This window comes from Limnohabitans sp. T6-5 (assembly GCF_003063315.1).
Taxonomy (GTDB): domain Bacteria; phylum Pseudomonadota; class Gammaproteobacteria; order Burkholderiales; family Burkholderiaceae_C; genus Limnohabitans_A.
Map to the genome: position 1 here is coordinate 235,086 of NZ_NERV01000001.1, position 17,727 is coordinate 252,812.

Below are 17,727 nucleotides of genomic sequence, written 5' to 3' on the forward strand. Positions count from 1 at the left end.
GCCGACCTACAAAAGACCAATGCCCGCGCAGTTCGGTACTCGCAGAGTCCGACATGTGCCCTTCAGCGACGCAGCAAGTTCTTCAGGACGTTTTGCAATCGGCGTGCCGTAGCAGCTTCATGAGGACCGGACAGCACTTGGGCCACGTCCTGGCCCCAGGTTTCTGCTGGACCGGGCTGATTGCGTTGGGTCAAGAGTTGCAACTGCAAAGCACGGCGTTCAGACAAATGCTCTGCGGGCGTGGGCACTTCGGCGGCCATTTCCAGACGTAACAAGGCCGTGGCAGCAGGCGCTTTGGCGCTGGAACTCACAGCTTGGGTCCATGCCTGACGGGTTGTGGCGTTGACTGCTTTGCCCAGTTCCTGAGCGGTCGGCAGCGCATCGGCTTGACGATCTTGCCAAGCGCTCATCATGCGGGTCAGCGTTTCGCCATGGGCCTGCGCGGCCAATTTGCGCAAGGACATTTCGGCACGTTCCATGGCGTCGCGTTGCGCACGGAAAGCCGCATCGCCCAGACGCGGTGCGCGATCGCCACGGTCCTGAAAATCATCACGAGAGAAACGGTCACCGCGATCCCCAGTGCGAGGGCCTCGGTCAGCGGTGCGACCTGGGCGGTCGCCAGGACGCGCATTGCGGTCACCCGGACGGCCATCGCGGCGTCCATCACGGCCACCAAAAGCCCCAGCAGGTGCTTCGGCTTTCTTTTGGCCAGGGCGGTCATCACCACGCACGGCCACCACCGGTTTGACAGGCTTGGGCGGCGTGACGACTGGTGCGGGCTCAGGCGCTTCTTCTGGTGCTGCGGCATCCACTTCGGCGACCACATCACCTTCCGGCGCAGTTGCACTGGTCGTTTCAGTCGCAGCAGCTTCGGTCACTGCGGGTTCTGCGGCAATGGCCTCGGTAGGCATCGGCGCCGCTTTGGCTTGCGCTTCGGCGGCTTCTGCCTGTCCGCGCAATGCCGCGTCCAACGCGACCATGGCGGCGCGAATTTGGGCGGCATCGCCACTGGCGTTGGCGGTATCCAAGGCCTTGGACGCGTCGATCACAGCGCGATCACGGGCGCTCAGTTGGGTCACAGCCTGCTGTCGCTCGGCGCCTTTGCGCTGGAAGGCCTCGTCCAAGGGCGCACGGAAGACTTCCCACAATTTTTGCTCGGTCTTGCGGTCCAGCGGCACCGCTTGGGCTTCGGATTGCCAGCGCAACTGCAAGGCTTTGATGGCATCCACACGCAATGCAGCAGCGCCCAATTCACGCGCCTCAGTGATCAGGGCCTGGCGACGCTCGATGCTGGCTTTTTGTGCAGCTTCCAAACGGGCCGCTGCGGCTTTGATGATGGCCTTCCACTGCGACTGCATCTCACCAAATGCTTTTTCGCTCAAGTGACCGGCATTGCGCCAGCGATCAGCAAATTGGTGCAAAGCGCGCAAATGGCTGCGCCAGTCATCGCTTTGCGCATGTTCGACCGTCCATGCTTTAACTTCCTCCATCAAAGCCACACGCTGGGCGCGGTGGGCTGCGGATTCTTGTTTGATCTGATCGAGCCAGGTCTGCACGGTTTTGTAGGCTTCGTTGCAAGCCGCGTCAAAACGCTTCCACAGGGCATGGTTGGGCAAGCCGCCTTGGTCAGTTTGCTTCCAGCTTTCGCGCAGTTGACGCAGGTTTTCCTGCATTTTCCGGCCACCCATTGCCGGTGTTTTGTCGGCGCCCAGCAAGGCTTCGGCCTTGGTCACCAGCTCTTGGCGGAGCTGGTCAGCACGCCAGCGCTGCCAGCCTTCGAGTTCACCGGCAGCCGTCAAAGCGGTGTGCACACGTTCATCCAAGGCAGTGTCCAGGTGCTTGCCATGGGTCTTGAGCACGGCACGCAAAGCTGCCGCTGCACCCGCTGACGCTTTGCCGTGGCCTTCAGCCACTTCTTTTTCAACAGCATCGAGCACGTCGGTCACTGCCAGGTTGGCGGCATCACGCAAAGCCTGACGCTGCGCAGGGTCCAGCTTGGGTTTGGCAGGCTTGGCGGGCTGCTCACCCGTGGGCGCCTCTGCTGAATGCTCTCCGCGTGCACGGCGAACCTCGTCGGCCCAAACCGGCACCGAAGGCAACGCAGCAGAAGCATCCGACTGCGCTTGCAAAGCCAAAACCAGCGCCGCAGAGAACCCCTCCCAAACCGCCTGCAACTGATTGCGCGCCGCATCGAGCTGTGGCGGAAACTTCATGTCCACACTGGGCCAAACTGCGTGGGTGGTCAGCTGTTGCGCCTGCGCTTGCCATTGAGCGACATCGGCTTGCAAACCGGTTTGGCCCGCATGCGCTTCGGCAATGGGTTTGGTAGACAGCACTTCAATGCGCTGAGCCAGCAAAACGGCCGCTTCGCGCTGCACCATCACCTGGTGCTGCAAATCTTCCACGCCTTTGACGACTTCGGCCAGGCGGATCTTGAGACTGGCCAAAGGCTCGCGAGACAAGGGGGCTCCCGCCTTGGCGGCATCGCGCTGCCAGGCCAAAGCGTCGGCGATGTTCAGACGAGGCGCTTGCAACATGTGCTCGGCCTTTTGTGCCCAATCGCTGGCCAGCGCGTCCTGACCTTGTGCACGCTTGATCTCATCCAGTTTTTCTTTAAGGATTTTGGCCACGCCTTTGTCACGGGTAGACAGCTCCCGGTACACCTCGTTCATCAGCTCAGCCGAGGGCTCAGTCTGAAGCCAGTCGCGTACGCGTGCGCTGCGCTCGCCTGAAGTGGCTGCCGAAAAGGCCCCCCCGGTCAATTGGTCCAGGGCGGCAAGGTCAAGAGGCTTATAAGATGAAGTCACGGTCAAAACGCTTTAAAACACAATCCATGCCGAACACGGCATCAGGCGACGGACCCGGACGTACAAGCCACAACTTGTACAACGAGCCAAAACCGGTATTTTCACCGGTATTTGGACATGAGAGAACAGTTGGCCCGAATACGAGGCAATCTCTGGCTGTTTTCAGCCCCTGCGGGCTTCCTTATATCCAGAACACATCAAAATTCTTCATTGATATTCTTGACGAGATATGAAATGTTTCTAGAATTCGCACAGCTCACCCCAATTAGGGATAACCCTAAACCACCCGCCCGGTTCAGCCTGCGAAAGTATTTTGTTCTTTTTGCAGGCCCCTGCCCCCCAACCTACAAGCCATGTGACAGCGTCGCATGGCTTGGCATGAGAGGACGTGCTATGACAGCGAGTTCAAATTTATCTCGCCTTTGGCTGAGCCTGACCACCTGCGCAGGCGATGTCCGAGAAGGCTTTGTTGAAATTACCCGCCATGGCCTGGCGCTGCTGGGTTTGGTGGTGGTGGCCGTCACCCTGACATTCGCCACCCGGCCCGACTTGCAGTCATCAGCCAGCGAAGTTCTGATGAGCTGGCTGGAATTGCGCCAGGCCGACAGCCTGGACATTCCGGAAGTGCGCAACGCGGCCAGCCGCTCCACCGCCACGGCCGTCAAAAACCTGCCCAAAGACCAATTGGCCGTAACCTATTGGCTCAGCCGCAAATACCGCGTCTCGCCCGAACCGATGGGCGCACTGGTGTCAGAAGCCTGGACAGTCGGTGAACGCAGCCAGATTGCGCCCACACTGATCCTGGCCGTGATGGCGATTGAGTCGAAATTCAACCCTTTTGCTTCAGGCACTCAAGGTGGGATGGGCTTAATGCAGATCGAACCTCAGGCGCACACTGAGACACTCAAACCCTTTGGTGGACGCTTGGCAGCCTTTGATCCGCTGACCAATTTGCGCGTGGGTGCACGCCTGCTGCAAGAATTGCTGCAAAAATCCGACTCCATCGAATCGGCTCTGCAAGGCTATGCACTGGCCTCTGGTCAATCGGATGACAACCAATACATCGACCGGGTCTTGACCGAGCAAAAGCAGCTCGACCGTCTGACAAAAGGCCAGCCCACCGCGGCCATCTCCACCCGATCAGGGCCAGCACAACTTTGACCAGCCAGCACAAAACGGGCTCGGCTACACTTAAGGGGTGCGCAACTGGCGATAGGAGCGCTGTCCAGACCCTCAAAACGGACAGCAAACTCTGACGTGGACCGCGGTGCCCCTCCAACAAGGAACCACCCCAAACCACTGGGAAGCGCGCAACCCGGAACCGGCCGAAAAGGCCCCAACCAGGGTTTTCAGCCGTTCGCCTGGGCAGCCCTTGTCAACAACACCCCTGTTTGAGCCAAGGTTCCATCTCTTTTGAAGGACTGCCATGTACGACCGCAACATTCTGATTGAACAAGCCGACCCTGAAATTTTTGCCGCCATCCAGGCCGAAAACGCGCGTCAGGAACACCACATCGAGCTGATCGCCAGCGAAAACTACGCTTCGCCCGCCGTCATGGCCGCGCAAGGTTCGCAGCTGACCAACAAATACGCCGAAGGCTACCCCGGCAAGCGCTACTACGGTGGCTGCGAATTCGTGGACATTGCCGAGCAGCTGGCGATTGACCGCATCAAGCAGATCTTTGGTGCCGACTGCGCCAACGTGCAACCTCACTGCGGCGCATCGGCCAACGAAGCCGTTTTCTTGGCCTTCCTCAAGCCCGGCGACACCATCATGGGCATGAGCCTGGCCGAAGGCGGTCACCTCACCCACGGCATGCCGCTGAACATGTCGGGCAAGTGGTTCAACGTCGTGAGCTACGGCCTCGACAAGAACGAAGCCATCGACTACGACGCGATGGAAGCCAAAGCCCGCGAGCACAAGCCCAAGCTGATCGTCGCGGGCGCTTCGGCCTATTCGTTGCACATTGACTGGGCCCGCTTTGCCAAAGTGGCCAAAGAAGTGGGCGCGATCTTCATGGTCGACATGGCGCACTACGCAGGTTTGATCGCTGCTGGCGTCTACCCCAACCCCGTGCCCCACGCCGATGTGGTGACCTCGACCACGCACAAGAGTCTGCGCGGCCCACGCGGCGGCATCATCTTGATGAAGGCTGAGCACGAAAAAGCCATCAACAGCGCCATCTTCCCCGGCCTGCAAGGCGGCCCGCTGATGCACGTCATCGCGGCCAAGGCTGTGGCCTTCAAGGAGGCGCTGCAGCCTGAATTCAAGGCTTACCAGGCTCAGGTCATCAAAAACGCCCAGATCGTGGCCGAGACCCTGACCCAGCGCGGCCTGCGCATCGTGAGCGGCGGCACCCAGAGCCACGTCATGCTGGTGGATCTGCGCGAGAGTTCGACTTGGAAACATGGCATCACCGGCAAAGAAGCCGAAGCCGCTTTGGGTGCAGCCCACATGACGATCAACAAGAACGCGATCCCGAACGACCCTGAAAAGCCGTTCGTGACCAGCGGCGTGCGCATCGGCACCCCGGCCATGACCACCCGTGGTTTCAAGGACGAGGAAGCCCGCATCACGGCCCACCTGATCGCTGACGTGCTGGACAACCCGAAAGACGAAGCCAACATCGCTGCCGTGCGCGCCAAGGTCAACGCCCTGACCGCACGTTTCCCGGTCTACAAATAAGGCCTGAGCCATGAAATGCCCCTTCTGCGGTCACCTCGAAACCCAAGTGGTGGAGACTCGGCTGGCCGAAGACGGGGGCTTCATCCGGCGTCGCCGCCAGTGCGGCGCCTGTGAAAAACGCTTCACCACCTACGAAAAGCCCGAAGTGAACTTTCCGGCCATCGTCAAAAAAGACGGTCGCCGCATCGAATACCAGCGCGACAAACTGCGCGCCAGCCTGAACCTGGCACTGCGCAAGCGCCCCGTGAGCACCGAGCAGGTCGACGGAGCGATCGAGCGCATCGAAGAAAAACTCCTGGCCATGCCCAGCCGCGAAGTCGCCTCGCACCGCATTGGCGAGTTGGTCATGCGCGAACTCAAAAAGCTCGACAAAGTGGCCTATGTGCGCTTTGCCAGCGTGTACCGCAGCTTCGAAGACATCGACGACTTCAAGACCCTGGTCGACGAAGTCCGCTGAGTATTACGGGCAGTCCTGCGGGCTGTACTTTTGCAAACGCGGCTTGCCCAAAGCGTTGCTCACCACCTGCCAGCCGGCGTCTGAACCCGGCCTGCAAAAGCTCCAGGTGCCCGCCATGAAGGCGCCATTAAGCGTTGCGCTGCGTCCCTCTGCACCGTAAGAAAAATAAGCCCGGACCGTGTTGCTCACTGTCAGGCGCATGGCGGTCGGCACAGGCGCATGCACCTCGATCAACACTTCGCCCGGATCAAGCAGCGCGTTGTCGTTGGCATCGGCAAACACCAGCCAGCCTTGCTGCCATGGGCCTTGGGCATCGCATGCGCTGTCGCTGGCTTTCGCACACAAGGTCACGCGCTGCTGACGGCGTAAGGCTTCTGAGCGGGCCAAAACCAGACTGTCCAAGAAGCCTTCAGCCTGCGCTTGCAACTGATGCCGCTCACGCACACCCGACAAAGTGGGTGCGGCCAGGGCCACCAAAATGCCCAGCAGCCCCAGAACCACCAAAGCCTCCAGCAAAGTGAAGCCCTGGGCCCGGCCCGAATGAGCCCGGCTGAGTGTTGAAAAAGTGGCATGACGCATCTTGGACCTCCCTGACATCTGGTGCACCACAGCCTCATGCACGATGCGGCGCTTGCCAATTTTTGAATAAAAAGATACAAAAGGCCACATAAAAATCAGGGAGACACAGCATGCACACACCCCGCAGCGCCTCAAAGGACCGCCAAGGCCAATCCTATAGAGGATGGACACTCACCGAACTGCTCATCAGCCTGGCCTTGATGAGCGTGCTTGCAGCGCTGGCCCTGCCCACTTACCAGCAGCAGCAACGCCAAACCCGGCGCAGCGATGGGCAAGCGGCCTTGATCCAACTGCAAATGGACCAGGCACGCTGGCGCAGCACGCACGACAGCCATGCCGACGCGCTCAGCGCCCTGGGCTGGGCCAGCGACCATTCGCCCCAGGGGCATTACCAAATCAGCATCACCGAAGCCACGCCCGACGGCTACACCCTAGAGGCCTCGGCCCTGAGCGGCCAGGCGGCAGACCGCGACTGCAATCCCTTGCGCCTGCGCTGGCAAGGCGCGGCCACCGCCGTGTTCAGCGCCAGTGAACACCTGGACAGTGACCCGGCACGCTGCTGGCGACGTTGACCCCATGGCACCCCGCTCAGAACGTGGTGAAACCTTGATGGGCCTGCTCGTGGGTTTGTCGGTGGGCTTCGTGGTGCTGACCGCTGGCAGCGCCTTGCTGGCCCACCACCTGCGCGGTCACCGCATGGCATTGCAAGACAGCCACTTGCACCACGATTTGCGCTCGACAATGGACTGGATGGCGCGCGAACTGCGCAAAGCCCAATACTCGGCCAAGGCCTGGGAAACGCGTTCACCCACGGAGTGCGCGGACACGTTTTGCGACGGTTTTGAGGACTTCAGCATCGAAGACGACTGGATCGACTTCAGCTACGACCGCAACCACAACGGCGAGCAAGACAATGACGAATGCATGGGTTTTCGCTTGTCAGGCACCGAATTGAGTGCCAAACGCTCATGCAGCGCCAGCGGAGACTGGCTGGTGATCACCGACCGCGCCAGTCTGGAGATCACCGCACTGAGCTGGCAATTGCACTGTGAGCTGCACCAGGGCTGGCTGCACCGCTCCGTTAAGTTGGCCATGACGGCGCAATGGCCGGGGGATGCCTCTCGCCAACTCAGCCTGTCGCAAACCGTGCATTTGCGCAACGATCTGCCTGCGCGCATGCAAGCGCTGTATTGCCCATGACGCCCCGACCTCACTTGGCACAGCAAAACGGCGCCATCACCTTGCTGGTGGCCATCGGCTTGGTGATATTGGCCAGCCTGACCAGCTTTTACAGCGCACGCAGCGTGCTCATGGACCAGCTGGCCAGCCACAACCACGCCCGCGCCAGCCAGGCCAGACTGGCCGCAGATGCGGCCCTGGCCAGTGCGCAGGCCACGCTGCCCAGCACAGGCCCCGAGGTCAATGCCCTGTTCAACACCTTGGCAGCCTGCCCTGCAGGTGTGACCGGTCCGCAGTGGCAATGCGCCCGTCTCAACCCCGCGTCCCACCCGGCCATGCCCCAGGTCCAACTGAGCGCCACGGCCGTGCGCGACCTGGTTCAGTCGCCACATGTGCTGACGGTGCATGCCAGCGCCAGCCTCTCCAGCCAAAACAGCCAGGCTCAGGTGCGCGAGAGCCTGTTCACCCCCACGCTGGCCCCCGCCCCCGTTCTGGAGGCACAAGCCGCAGTGGTGCTCAATGGCTGCGTCAGCGAGGCCACCGGGGCCAGCTTGCGCGTGTGCCCCCTCACCAGCAAAGGCGATGCTTGCAGCGGCACCGCCAAAGGCCCGGCCGTGCTGACGCATTTTGTGGTGGACACCAACCGCAACGGCATCATCACCAGCGCCGAAAAAACCGCCTGTCTTGCCCTGAGCAGCACCAGCTTGCCCGGCGGTGGCAGCAAAACCGGGCCCAATGCGGCCGTTGCACGCAGCCCCTGCAGCCGTGCCGCCTGGCACAGTGTGCTGGGCGACATCACTGACGAACAATTGCAAGCGTGGTCCACCGCGCAAGCGCGCAACGGTCTGCATGCACAAAGCACCCCCTCCCGCTCGATTTACTGGATCGACAGCCCTGCAGACTGGCTGCAAAGCGTGGGCACAGCCAGCAGCCCGGTGCTGCTGGTGTTTTCGGCGCAGGCCTGCGCACAGCACTGCCCCCGCATCGCCTCGGGCGTGCGCATCGTCGGCAGCGTCTTGCTCGACTCAGGCTGCAACGACGAAAAAATGCGCGGCTGGCAGGCCGGGACCATCGAAGGCCAACTGGTCGTCGAATCAGGCCTGCCCGAATGGCGCACAGGCACGGTGCTGGCACGCCCCGAGGCACGCAACGCCTACATCCTGAACTGGCCCGAAAGCATCGATGCTCGCCAGGTCCAGCGCGTCAACGGCAGCTGGAGCGAGGGCGCCCCATGACGCCACGCCCCACTGGCCAAGACGGCATGGCCTTGATCGAAGCCCTGGTCGCATCGGCGATCCTGGGCATCGGACTGGTGGGTGCCTCGCAATTGACGCTCAAAACCCTGGCCAGCGCCAGCGAAAGCCGCCAACACACCGTGGCCCAACACCTGGCGCAGGAGGCCATGGACTGCCTGCGTGCCAACGCGGCACGGTGTCCAGCTCAAGAAAAAATCCAGCTCAATGGCGTCAGCTACACCCGGCAAGCGCGCAGCACATCCCGCAGCAATGGCCTGCTCAATGACCTGCAAGTCAGCGTGGAATGGTCCCCCAGCGGGACGGCCTCCGGCACAGCCAGCAGTTCCCCGGCCAGCCAGCGCATCGAATGGCACAGCAGCGCCTCGGCTGTGCCCGCCTGGCTTGGCGTATCCTCGCCTTAATCTTCGTGCGTTCAGTCGCACGCCCCTCCCTGAAACGCCCCATCTGCTGTCCGCCGTGCCTTCTTCCAACGCTCACCCCGCCCCCATGCAACGCGCCCTTGATTTGGCCCACCAGGCCCTGTGGCTGACCTCACCCAATCCCCGCGTGGGCTGCGTGATCACCGCAGCCGACGGCACCGTGCTCGGCGAAGGCCGCACCCAGCGTGCAGGCGGCCCGCACGCCGAGATCATGGCGCTGCGCGATGCCGCCGCACGCGGGCACAGCGTGCAAGGCGCCACTGCCTGGGTCACCCTGGAGCCCTGCGCCCACCAAGGCCGCACCGGGCCGTGCTGCGACGCCCTGGCCGCAGCAGGCTTGGGTCGCGTGGTTTCGGCCATGACCGACCCCAACCCCAAAGTGGCGGGCCAGGGCATGGCGCGTTTGGGGGCTGCGGGCGTGCACACCGAAACGCTGGCCCCCACCTCAGATGAAGCCATGCAAGCCCGTGAACTGAACATCGGCTTTTTCAGCCGCATGGAACGCGGCCTGCCCTGGGTGCGCATGAAGATGGCCGCCTCGCTGGACGGGCAAACCGCCTTGCAAAACGGCCAAAGCCAATGGATCACCAGCGCCCCCGCCCGCACCGACGGCCACGCCTGGCGCGCCAGAGCCTGCGCCATCCTGACGGGAATCGGCACCGTGCTCGAAGACGACCCCCTGCTCAATGTGCGCGGTGTGGACGCCCCGCGCCAGCCGCACCTGGTGGTGGTAGACAGCCGCCTCGACATGCCCCTGAACGCCCAACTGCTGGACACGCAAGGCACGGGCGACCAGGCCCGACAGATCTGGATTTACACAGCCACAACCGAACACCTGGACAAACGTGCAGCGCTGACGGCGCGCGGCGTGACCGTGATCGACTGCCCCGGCCCCAGCGGCAAGGTCGATCTGGGGGCCATGCTGCGCGACCTGGCCCGGCGTGAAATCAACGAACTGCATGTGGAGGCCGGGCACAAGCTCAACGGCTCGTTCATCCGCGAAGGGCTGGTCGACGAATTTCTGGTGTACCTGGCCCCGCAACTGCTGGGCCCTGGCCAGGGCTTGGCGAATTTGCCTGTGCTGACGGCGCTCAGCGATTCGGTCAAGCTTGCCTTCCATGCTGTGGACCGCATCGGTCCGGATTTGCGTTTGCTGCTGCGCCGCGCCTGACCACTGAGCTCTACAGACGCCTTAAGCTTTGAAATTGACCTCTTCGGCACCGACCCCATGTCGGGGCTGAAGCCGCCGACCTACAAAGACCACTCTCCCGTAGGTCGGTAGCTTCAGCTCCGACATTGTTCGCTTCGTTGCAGGCCCATGTCGGGGCTAAAGCCGCCGACCTACAAAGTCCACTCTCCCGTCGGTCGGTAGCTTCAGCACCGACGTTGCTGGCTTTGGCGCAGACCCATGTCGGGGCTGAAGCTGCCCACACAGACGTCCAAGCGACAAACTGCACGCGACTGTCAGGGTCAAAATAGCGACACTTTTGCTGGAGACTTTGAATTGAACCTCGCCCATTTGCTGCAACGCCAAGCGCGCATGAACCCCTTGCACCCCGCCATTTTCAGCGGCTCCGAATGCGTGGCCACACATGCACAGTGGGCGCAGCGCTGTCAGCACTTGGCGGCGCAGTTTCAAGCCGCAGGTTTGCAGCCGGGCGACCGGGTCGCGCTGTTCATGCGCAACCATGTGCGTTACTTGGAAGTGCTGTTTGCTGCCTGGTGGGCCGGGCTGGCGGTGGTGCCCATCAACGCCAAACTGCATGTGCGCGAAGCCCAATGGATCATCGACAACGCCCAGGCGCGCTGGGCCTTTGTGACCGCCGACATCACGAGCGACACCGGCGAAAACCTGACCGGGCTCGAACGTGTGATCGATGTGGACAGCGCCGAAGCCAATGCGCTGTGGCAGTTGCCAGCATCCCCGCTGGATACGCCCATCACCGAACGCCGCGCCGACGACCTGGCCTGGCTGTTCTACACCAGCGGCACCACGGGCAGGCCCAAGGGCGTGATGATCACCCACCGCAACCTCATGACCATGGGGCTGGCGTATTTCACCGATGTCGATGCGGTGACGCCGCAAGACTGCATCGCCTACGCCGCGCCCATGTCGCACGGTGCGGGCATTTACGCCATTCCCCACCTGATGGCGGGCGCCCGGCACATGGTGCCACCTTCGGGCGGATTCGACCCAGCCGAGCTGTTTGCCCTGGGCCAGCAGCTCGGGCCGCTGTCGATGTTTGCTGCGCCCACCATCGTCAAGCGATTGGTAGACCATGCCGAGGCGGCAAGCTTGTCGGCGCAAGCGTGCGGGCAGTCTTTCAAAACCGTGGTCTATGGCGGCGCGCCCATGTACGCGGCCGACATCCAGCGGGCGCTGCGCGTCATGGGGCCGCGTTTTGTGCAGATTTACGGCCAGGGCGAAAGCCCCATGGTGGGCACCGCCCTGTCACGCCAGCATTTGCAGGACACGGCCCACCCGCGCCATCTGGAACGCCTGGCCTCGGTGGGCGTGGCACAAACGCCGGTGTGCATCCGCGTGACCGATGCACAAGGCAAAGACCTGCCCCTTGGGGAAGTAGGTGAAGTGCTGATCCTGGGCGACAGCGTCATGGCCGGTTATTGGCGCAACCCTGAAGCCACGGCCAGCGCGATTCAAAACGGCTGGCTGTTCACCGGCGACATGGGGTGCCTGGGCGCCGACGGCTTTTTGACCTTGAAAGACCGCAGCAAAGACCTGATCATCAGCGGCGGCTCCAACATCTACCCCCGCGAAATCGAAGAAGTGCTGTTGCACGCGCCGGGCGTGGCCGAAGTGGCCGTGGTGGGCGCGCCCGATGCCGAATGGGGCGAAGTGGTGGTGGCCTTTGTGGTGCCACACGCAGGCCACACGCTCGACACCGCCGCACTCGATGCGCTGTGCCTGCAAGAAATCGCCCGCTTCAAGCGGCCCAAGCGCTACGAAGTATTGAGCAGCCTGCCCAAAAACAATTACGGCAAGGTGCTCAAAACCGAGTTGCGTCAGCGGCTGAGCTGAAGCCGATCAAACGCCCCCCATAGGTCGGCAATCGCCGAGTCCGACATCTTCGATGCACAGCGACAGCCACCACCAGCGTTGTCGCTGTGCAAGCATCTGTCGGGGTCTTCGACCGCCGACCTACAAATCAGTGCTTGCTCGCAGGTCGACCCAGTCGCCGCGTCCTCGCAGGTCGGCGCTCGCAGCGTATGAGCAGCATGGGTCAGCAGACAGGCAATGCGGACACCCGTGCCACAAATTCACTGGGCACTGCCGCCACCTTGCGGCTGTCTTGCTCAATGAACACGATGCCGATCTTGCCACGCGCCACTTCACGGGCCGTGTCCAGGCACTCCATGCGGTAAACGAGGTCAAAGCCGTATTTGTTGTAGTCCTGCGGGATCATGCTCACGCGCATGGTTTCGCCGTGAAAGCCCTCTGACTTGTATTGGGCCACCATGTCGCCGACGACGATGGGGAAGCCCGCCACATTGCCTTCGGTGTAACCCAGTGATTTGAAGAAACGCACCCGCGCTTCGGACACCAGGGTCAGCAACTGTGCGTTGTCCAAATGCCCACCTTGGTTGACGTGGCTGATGTAGATCTGAATGTCGGTGGCGAAAATGAAACCGTCAGGTAAGGAAAACTGAATGCGGGGCATAGGAACAAAGTGAAATCGGAATCAAAACCGTATTTTCACCGGTGTGACCACAGGCCTGTCTCAATCGCTTGCTCAGAGTCCATCGCCCATTTTCAAGATCCAAGCGCGCGCGCCCTGCCAAGGGCGTTCACGCGGCTTCGCTCAGTCTGGTGCTGGGACCAACTTATTCTGAACTGCAGGCTGGTTGCGCAAGTGTCTGTAGAGCAAGCCACGCGAAACCCCCAGCGTACGGGCAGCTCGGGATATGTTGCCACCACAAGCGGCCAAGGTGCTGTCAATCAACTGATGATGGTGGTCACTCAAACGCGCTTGCGTGGCATCCTCTGCATCAGTGCCGTCGGGCTCTGCAGATGCCGTACCGTGCGATACGTTTTCCTTGTCCGGCTCCATCAACGTCTCGCAGGGCTGCGACAAGCGGTGTGAAGCAAACGTCAGAGCATGTCTCAAATCGATGCCATCACGGGCCAGCAAGTTCGCCTGCGTCCAGACACCCAGGCCATTGGGCAAGCGAATCGCCTGCAAGTCCGCGCGACGCGTCATGGCCAGTACCGCTTCAAGCTCCAGCCCGAACAGCGCCATCACATCACGTCCAGCCGCAAAAGCAGGCACCCCCAACAAGCGTGAAGCGACGCCATTGAGCCAGTTAACTTGACCATCCGCTGTGATGCCCGCAAGGGCTTCCATGGGTGTGGCCAGCAGCGCCGGGCTGGCCTGAAACCGCAGCACCACATGTTCATGCGACTGGGACATCAGCAGGCGATTTTCAATCGATGTCGCGTACATGCCCACGACCGAAGCGGCATCAAAGTTGAAACTGCGCCCTTCCACCGTGATATCCAGCACCGCTGCCACTTGGCCTTGTACATCATGGATGGGCGCGGCGACACATTCCAGCGCGTGAAGGCAATTGAAATAGTGTTCTGCCCCCGTGACGGTACAGGCTTGGCTGGAGTGCTTGGTGATGCCGGGCGCTGTCGTCCCCATGCGCGACTCGGCCAGATTGACACCAACCCGAGTCGCCTTGCTCAGCAAAGGCTCATGTGCCGCCAACGGGTTGTGCGTGCCATGAACGATCACGCCTTGGGCGTCCGTCAGCAAAACACGGCACTCAATGCCCGCCAAAGACGCCTCCATGGTCACCAATTCCTGGTGCGCCGCCGCCAGCAATTCCTGATTTCTCGCCAAAGTGGCGTGCATGCGACTGATCGACACATGGTTGAACTGCAAGGCCTCCGTCACAGAATGGCGATCAGATGTGCAGCGCATCCAGGATTGGATCACCGCCTCACTCACCAGCCCGCTGGGCCGCACGCCTTCTTCAAAAAATTGCTGCCTTGCCTGTGCAATGCGCTGCTCGCGCGTGCTGGAAAACAAGGGGTTGTAGCCGCTGCCGTTGTGTGAGGCCGTAAAACCCTGCGTGCGCATGAACATGTGAGCTTGTCTCCAGACCGAACACTTGGAGCGTCAAAGTGTGCATGGCCGCGCTGCGTCCAACCAGCGGGAAACTACCAAGACCGGCAGACAACTGACATTCGCGGGGTGCAACTGTTCCAGAACAGAACAATTTTTGACTAGGGAATTCCCGAGCGTGCAAAAAAGCATGTCCACCGCAATGATGCCAAGACCTTGCACACGAAGTGCCAGGCTTGTGAAGCGATACCCCATCAAAAAGGAGACTTGTACATGACCCCCAATTACCGGCTCGTCGGCGGCTTGATTGCCGCAGCGATATTCTCAGGCGCTCAGGCTCAAGGGCTGGATGCCCTCAAAAACGACGCCGCGACCCCGGGTGATGTGCTCACCTATGGCATGGGCTACAACAACCAACGCTACAGCCCGCTCAAGCAGATCAACAACAAGAACGTGGGCAAGCTGCAGCCCTTGTGGGCCTACAGCCTGAACAACCCCCAGGGGCAAGAGTCCCAGCCCATCGTGCATGACGGCGTGATGTATGTCACCACGCACAACACGACCGTTGCCTTGAACCCGCTGACCGGTAAACAGCTGTGGAAACACGAGATTGAACTGCCTCAGGACGTCTTCAAGATGGCCTGCTGCGGTATCTTGAACCGTGGCGCGGCTATCCTGGATGGCAAGATTTTCCGCACAACTCTGGACGCCCATGTGATGGCCCTCGACGCCAAGACCGGCAAGCAGTTGTGGAAGAGCAAGGCCGCCGACTACCAGGAAGGCCAAGCCATGACGGCAGCCCCATTGGTCGCCAATGGCGTGCTCATGACAGGTATCGCGGGTGGCGAGTACGGCACACGCGGCTTCATTGACGGCTGGGACCCGGTCACTGGCAAGAAACTCTGGCGCTTCTACACCACAGCAGCTGGCAATGAAAAAGGCGCAGACACCTGGCCTGGCGACACCGCCATGAAAGGCGGCGCGCCCACCTGGCTGACCGGCGCTTACGACCCCGAGCTGGACTTGGTTTACTGGGGCACCGGCAACGGCGGTCCCTGGAACGCAGAAGCCCGCAAAGGAGATAACCTTTATATCGCCTCTGTCGTGGCATTTCGCCCCAAAACTGGCGAAATGGTCTGGCACTACCAGTTCACACCCAACGACCCCTATGACTACGACGCCACCGAGGTGGGCATGCTGGTCGACATGAAGATCGAGGGCAAGACCCGCAAGGTGCTGGCGCAGGCCAACCGCAACGGTTTCTTCTATGTGCTGGACCGTGCCAACGGCAAACTGCTGGCGGCCAACCCCTACGTCAAGGTCAACTGGGCCGACAAGATCGACATGATCACTGGACGCCCAGTTGAGTCTGAAGTCACCAAGCGCATCCGTGCAGGCGGTGATGAAGAAGTTTTCCCATCGGTGCTCGGCGGCAAAAACTGGACACCCATGTCCTGGAACCCCGCCACGGGCCTGGCCTATGCCAACACCCTCAACATCAGCTGGCCCTACCAGTTTGCCAAGCCTGAATACAAAAAGGGCGAGTGGTATCTGGGTGTGAACTTCCGTGGCGTGACCATGCCCAAGGATGCCCCTCACGGCTACCTGAGCGCCATTGACCCCATGACCGGCAAGAGCAAATGGCAAATGGCCTGGCCCGGCCAACCCAGCATGGCAGGCACGCTGTCTACAGGTGGTGGTTTGGTGTTCACCGGCGCAGCCACAGGCGAGTTCATGGCGGTCGATGCCAATAACGGCAAGAAGCTGTGGCAGTTCCAGACCAGCTCGGGCATCATCGGCCTGCCTGTGACCTGGGAGCACAAGGGCAAGCAATACGTAACCGTGCTGTCTGGCGCCGGTGGCGTGTGGGCCCTGCTGGGTGACGAACGCATGGCCAACGTGCCAGCGGGCGGATCGGTCTGGACATTTGCCCTGAACTGATGATGAAGAAACTCCAGTTTGCACTGGTGTGTGTGGCGGCCCTGAATGGGGCCGCCCATGCGCAAACCTCTCCCCGCTTCACCACGGCCGCCGTCGACCAAGGCCGCGAGCAATTTCACCGCACATGTTCCCAGTGTCATGGCCGCAATATGGTCAATGCGGGCACCACCACCTATGATTTGCGCAAGTTCCCGGTCGATCAGGAAGAGCGTTTCCTCAACTCCGTGAGCAACGGCAAAGGCAATATGCCCTCCTTCAAGGATGCGCTGTCGCCAGAACTGATCAAATTGCTGTGGGCCTATGTGGGATCACGCGGCGGCAAGGAACTTTGATGGCTGCACGACGTCTGACACGCCTGTCATCGCTCCGTCTGCTGCCAGTACTGCTGATCCTGAGCACAGGCGCTTGGGCATCGCCCCTCAAAGTTTGTGTCAGTGAAGACAGTCCCCCGCAATCGACTGTGCACAAAGGCAAGGCCACGGGCTTTGACGTTCGCCTGGCCCTAGCGGTGGCCGAGGCGTCTGGCCGCGAACTGCAAATCGTCCCCTTCGAAACCGAATTCGAAAAAGAATCCACCCTGTCCCAGGAAATCAACGCCCTGCTCTCTTCAGGTCAGTGCGAGCTGGTCAGCGGCTTTCCGCTGCTCAAATCCGACCTCGGTCCTGCCACGCGCCCCAGTGCGCGGGTGCCCGACCACCCAGGCGCCAAGCGCAAACGCGACCGTCCCTTCATCCCATTGGGCGAACTTGTGCCCAGCCTGCCCTACCAGGCCAGCGCATTGGGCGTGGTCCAAAAATCCGACCATGCGCCAGTGGCCAACTTGATGGACTTGAAAGACCGCAAAACCGGCGCCGTCACAGGCACCCTGGCGGGCACTTTGGTCAGCCTTTATCGGCAAGGTACGCTGCGCAGCCAAATGGTCACACTGGCACAACGGGAGAACCCCTGGACAGCCCTTGAAACCGGCCGCATTGACAGCCTGCTCATGCCCACGGCAGCCTACGACGCCTACCGAATCAAGCATCCGGACACCCCGCTTCAACTGGCCGCATTCAGAAGACCGATCGGGCTCAACTTGGGCTTTGTGGCACTGGCTTCCGCGCCCAAAGAACTGCTGGACACCGCCAATCGGGTGATCACCCAAGCACTGACAGACGGCCGCATGCAGCAATGGGCGCAACAAGAAGGCCTGAGCTGGACGCCCCCAACACAACCGGCCATCTCCGACGGCCCGAGCTTGCAAAGCTTGATGAGCGATTGAGCCAGCAGGCCGTCGCTGGCATAGCAGTGGCCGCCAACCCTGTCGGCTCTGA

General features: G+C 61.5%; 16 protein-coding genes and 1 riboswitch. Of the genes, 12 read left to right on the forward strand and 4 right to left on the reverse strand.

Going from position 1 to position 17,727, the window contains the following annotated elements; all coding sequences use genetic code 11:
- Nucleotides 1–62: 62 nt before the first annotated feature.
- Complete coding sequence (locus B9Z51_RS00905) at nt 63–2,807, reverse strand: DUF349 domain-containing protein (protein ID WP_233254775.1); 2,745 nt, start codon at nt 2,805–2,807, stop codon at nt 63–65.
- A 393-nt stretch (nt 2,808–3,200) separates the two neighbouring features.
- On the opposite strand from B9Z51_RS00905, the gene B9Z51_RS00910 reads away from it, so the two are divergent.
- From B9Z51_RS00910 to nrdR, 3 genes are all read left to right on the forward strand, one after another.
- Complete coding sequence (locus B9Z51_RS00910; RefSeq protein ID WP_158272796.1) at nt 3,201–3,968, forward strand: lytic transglycosylase domain-containing protein; 768 nt, start codon at nt 3,201–3,203, stop codon at nt 3,966–3,968.
- A 31-nt stretch (nt 3,969–3,999) separates the two neighbouring features.
- A riboswitch (ZMP/ZTP riboswitch) is annotated at nt 4,000–4,181 on the forward strand.
- Nucleotides 4,182–4,233: 52 nt separating this feature from the next.
- Nucleotides 4,234–5,493, forward strand: a complete 1,260-nt coding sequence (glyA, locus tag B9Z51_RS00915; RefSeq protein WP_108371032.1) for a serine hydroxymethyltransferase — start codon at nt 4,234–4,236, stop codon at nt 5,491–5,493.
- 10 nt (nt 5,494–5,503) lie between these two features.
- Complete coding sequence (gene nrdR / locus B9Z51_RS00920) at nt 5,504–5,950, forward strand: transcriptional regulator NrdR (protein ID WP_108371033.1); 447 nt, start codon at nt 5,504–5,506, stop codon at nt 5,948–5,950.
- Nucleotides 5,951–5,953: 3 nt separating this feature from the next.
- Here nrdR and B9Z51_RS00925 read toward each other — a convergent pair whose 3' ends face one another.
- Complete coding sequence (locus B9Z51_RS00925; RefSeq protein ID WP_233254776.1) at nt 5,954–6,529, reverse strand: GspH/FimT family pseudopilin; 576 nt, start codon at nt 6,527–6,529, stop codon at nt 5,954–5,956.
- A 110-nt stretch (nt 6,530–6,639) separates the two neighbouring features.
- On the opposite strand from B9Z51_RS00925, the gene B9Z51_RS00930 reads away from it, so the two are divergent.
- From B9Z51_RS00930 to B9Z51_RS00955, 6 genes are all read left to right on the forward strand, one after another.
- The gene (locus B9Z51_RS00930) at nt 6,640–7,101 is read left to right on the forward strand and encodes a type IV pilin protein (RefSeq protein WP_108371035.1); all 462 of its coding nucleotides are present in this window, start codon (nt 6,640–6,642) and stop codon (nt 7,099–7,101) included.
- A gap of 4 nt (nt 7,102–7,105) precedes the next feature.
- A complete protein-coding gene (locus tag B9Z51_RS00935; protein ID WP_108371037.1) occupies nt 7,106–7,729 on the forward strand; it encodes a type II secretion system protein J in 624 nt (207 codons plus the stop codon).
- Nucleotides 7,726–8,943 (forward strand): hypothetical protein, encoded by a 1,218-nt coding sequence (locus B9Z51_RS00940; protein WP_108371039.1) that lies wholly within the window; start codon nt 7,726–7,728, stop codon nt 8,941–8,943. Before B9Z51_RS00935 ends, B9Z51_RS00940 begins: the two co-directional genes overlap by 4 nt.
- Entirely contained in the window at nt 8,940–9,365 is a 426-nt protein-coding gene (locus B9Z51_RS00945) for a prepilin-type N-terminal cleavage/methylation domain-containing protein (RefSeq protein ID WP_108371040.1), read from the forward strand. Before B9Z51_RS00940 ends, B9Z51_RS00945 begins: the two co-directional genes overlap by 4 nt.
- A gap of 85 nt (nt 9,366–9,450) precedes the next feature.
- The gene (gene ribD / locus B9Z51_RS00950; RefSeq protein ID WP_108371042.1) at nt 9,451–10,554 is read left to right on the forward strand and encodes a bifunctional diaminohydroxyphosphoribosylaminopyrimidine deaminase/5-amino-6-(5-phosphoribosylamino)uracil reductase RibD; all 1,104 of its coding nucleotides are present in this window, start codon (nt 9,451–9,453) and stop codon (nt 10,552–10,554) included.
- A gap of 333 nt (nt 10,555–10,887) precedes the next feature.
- Nucleotides 10,888–12,423 (forward strand): class I adenylate-forming enzyme family protein, encoded by a 1,536-nt coding sequence (locus B9Z51_RS00955; protein WP_108372588.1) that lies wholly within the window; start codon nt 10,888–10,890, stop codon nt 12,421–12,423.
- 202 nt (nt 12,424–12,625) lie between these two features.
- Here the strand turns inward: B9Z51_RS00955 and B9Z51_RS00960 are convergent, their stop codons facing one another.
- Nucleotides 12,626–13,063: a thioesterase family protein gene (locus B9Z51_RS00960; protein WP_108371044.1), complete on the reverse strand. Its 438-nt coding sequence runs from the start codon at nt 13,061–13,063 to the stop codon at nt 12,626–12,628.
- 141 nt (nt 13,064–13,204) lie between these two features.
- Nucleotides 13,205–14,494 carry a helix-turn-helix domain-containing protein gene (locus B9Z51_RS00965; protein ID WP_233254777.1) on the reverse strand — a complete coding sequence of 430 codons (1,290 nt, stop codon included), beginning with the start codon at nt 14,492–14,494 and terminating at the stop codon, nt 13,205–13,207.
- A 252-nt stretch (nt 14,495–14,746) separates the two neighbouring features.
- Between B9Z51_RS00965 and B9Z51_RS00970 the strand changes: the two genes are divergently transcribed.
- The 3 genes from B9Z51_RS00970 to B9Z51_RS00980 are packed head-to-tail and all read left to right on the forward strand — an operon-like array spanning nt 14,747 to nt 17,675.
- Nucleotides 14,747–16,414: a PQQ-dependent dehydrogenase, methanol/ethanol family gene (locus B9Z51_RS00970; protein ID WP_108371046.1), complete on the forward strand. Its 1,668-nt coding sequence runs from the start codon at nt 14,747–14,749 to the stop codon at nt 16,412–16,414.
- A gap of 2 nt (nt 16,415–16,416) precedes the next feature.
- Nucleotides 16,417–16,746 (forward strand): c-type cytochrome, encoded by a 330-nt coding sequence (locus B9Z51_RS00975; protein WP_199227420.1) that lies wholly within the window; start codon nt 16,417–16,419, stop codon nt 16,744–16,746.
- On the forward strand, nt 16,746–17,675 hold the full coding sequence (locus B9Z51_RS00980) for an ABC transporter substrate-binding protein (protein WP_108371050.1): 930 nt from the start codon (nt 16,746–16,748) through the stop codon (nt 17,673–17,675). The genes B9Z51_RS00975 and B9Z51_RS00980 overlap by 1 nt, the downstream gene beginning before the upstream one ends.
- Nucleotides 17,676–17,727: the final 52 nt, after the last annotated feature.

Coding starts and splice junctions, on each gene's coding strand:
- B9Z51_RS00910 (WP_158272796.1), top strand. CDS start 3,201: ATGACAGCGAGTTCAAATTTATCTCGCCTTTGGCTGAGCCTGACCACC.
- glyA (WP_108371032.1), top strand. CDS start 4,234: ATGTACGACCGCAACATTCTGATTGAACAAGCCGACCCTGAAATTTTT.
- nrdR (WP_108371033.1), top strand. CDS start 5,504: ATGAAATGCCCCTTCTGCGGTCACCTCGAAACCCAAGTGGTGGAGACT.
- B9Z51_RS00925 (WP_233254776.1), bottom strand. CDS start 6,529: ATGCGTCATGCCACTTTTTCAACACTCAGCCGGGCTCATTCGGGCCGG.
- B9Z51_RS00930 (WP_108371035.1), top strand. CDS start 6,640: ATGCACACACCCCGCAGCGCCTCAAAGGACCGCCAAGGCCAATCCTAT.
- B9Z51_RS00935 (WP_108371037.1), top strand. CDS start 7,106: ATGGCACCCCGCTCAGAACGTGGTGAAACCTTGATGGGCCTGCTCGTG.
- B9Z51_RS00940 (WP_108371039.1), top strand. CDS start 7,726: ATGACGCCCCGACCTCACTTGGCACAGCAAAACGGCGCCATCACCTTG.
- B9Z51_RS00945 (WP_108371040.1), top strand. CDS start 8,940: ATGACGCCACGCCCCACTGGCCAAGACGGCATGGCCTTGATCGAAGCC.
- ribD (WP_108371042.1), top strand. CDS start 9,451: ATGCAACGCGCCCTTGATTTGGCCCACCAGGCCCTGTGGCTGACCTCA.
- B9Z51_RS00960 (WP_108371044.1), bottom strand. CDS start 13,063: ATGCCCCGCATTCAGTTTTCCTTACCTGACGGTTTCATTTTCGCCACC.
- B9Z51_RS00965 (WP_233254777.1), bottom strand. CDS start 14,494: ATGTTCATGCGCACGCAGGGTTTTACGGCCTCACACAACGGCAGCGGC.
- B9Z51_RS00970 (WP_108371046.1), top strand. CDS start 14,747: ATGACCCCCAATTACCGGCTCGTCGGCGGCTTGATTGCCGCAGCGATA.
- B9Z51_RS00975 (WP_199227420.1), top strand. CDS start 16,417: ATGAAGAAACTCCAGTTTGCACTGGTGTGTGTGGCGGCCCTGAATGGG.
- B9Z51_RS00980 (WP_108371050.1), top strand. CDS start 16,746: ATGGCTGCACGACGTCTGACACGCCTGTCATCGCTCCGTCTGCTGCCA.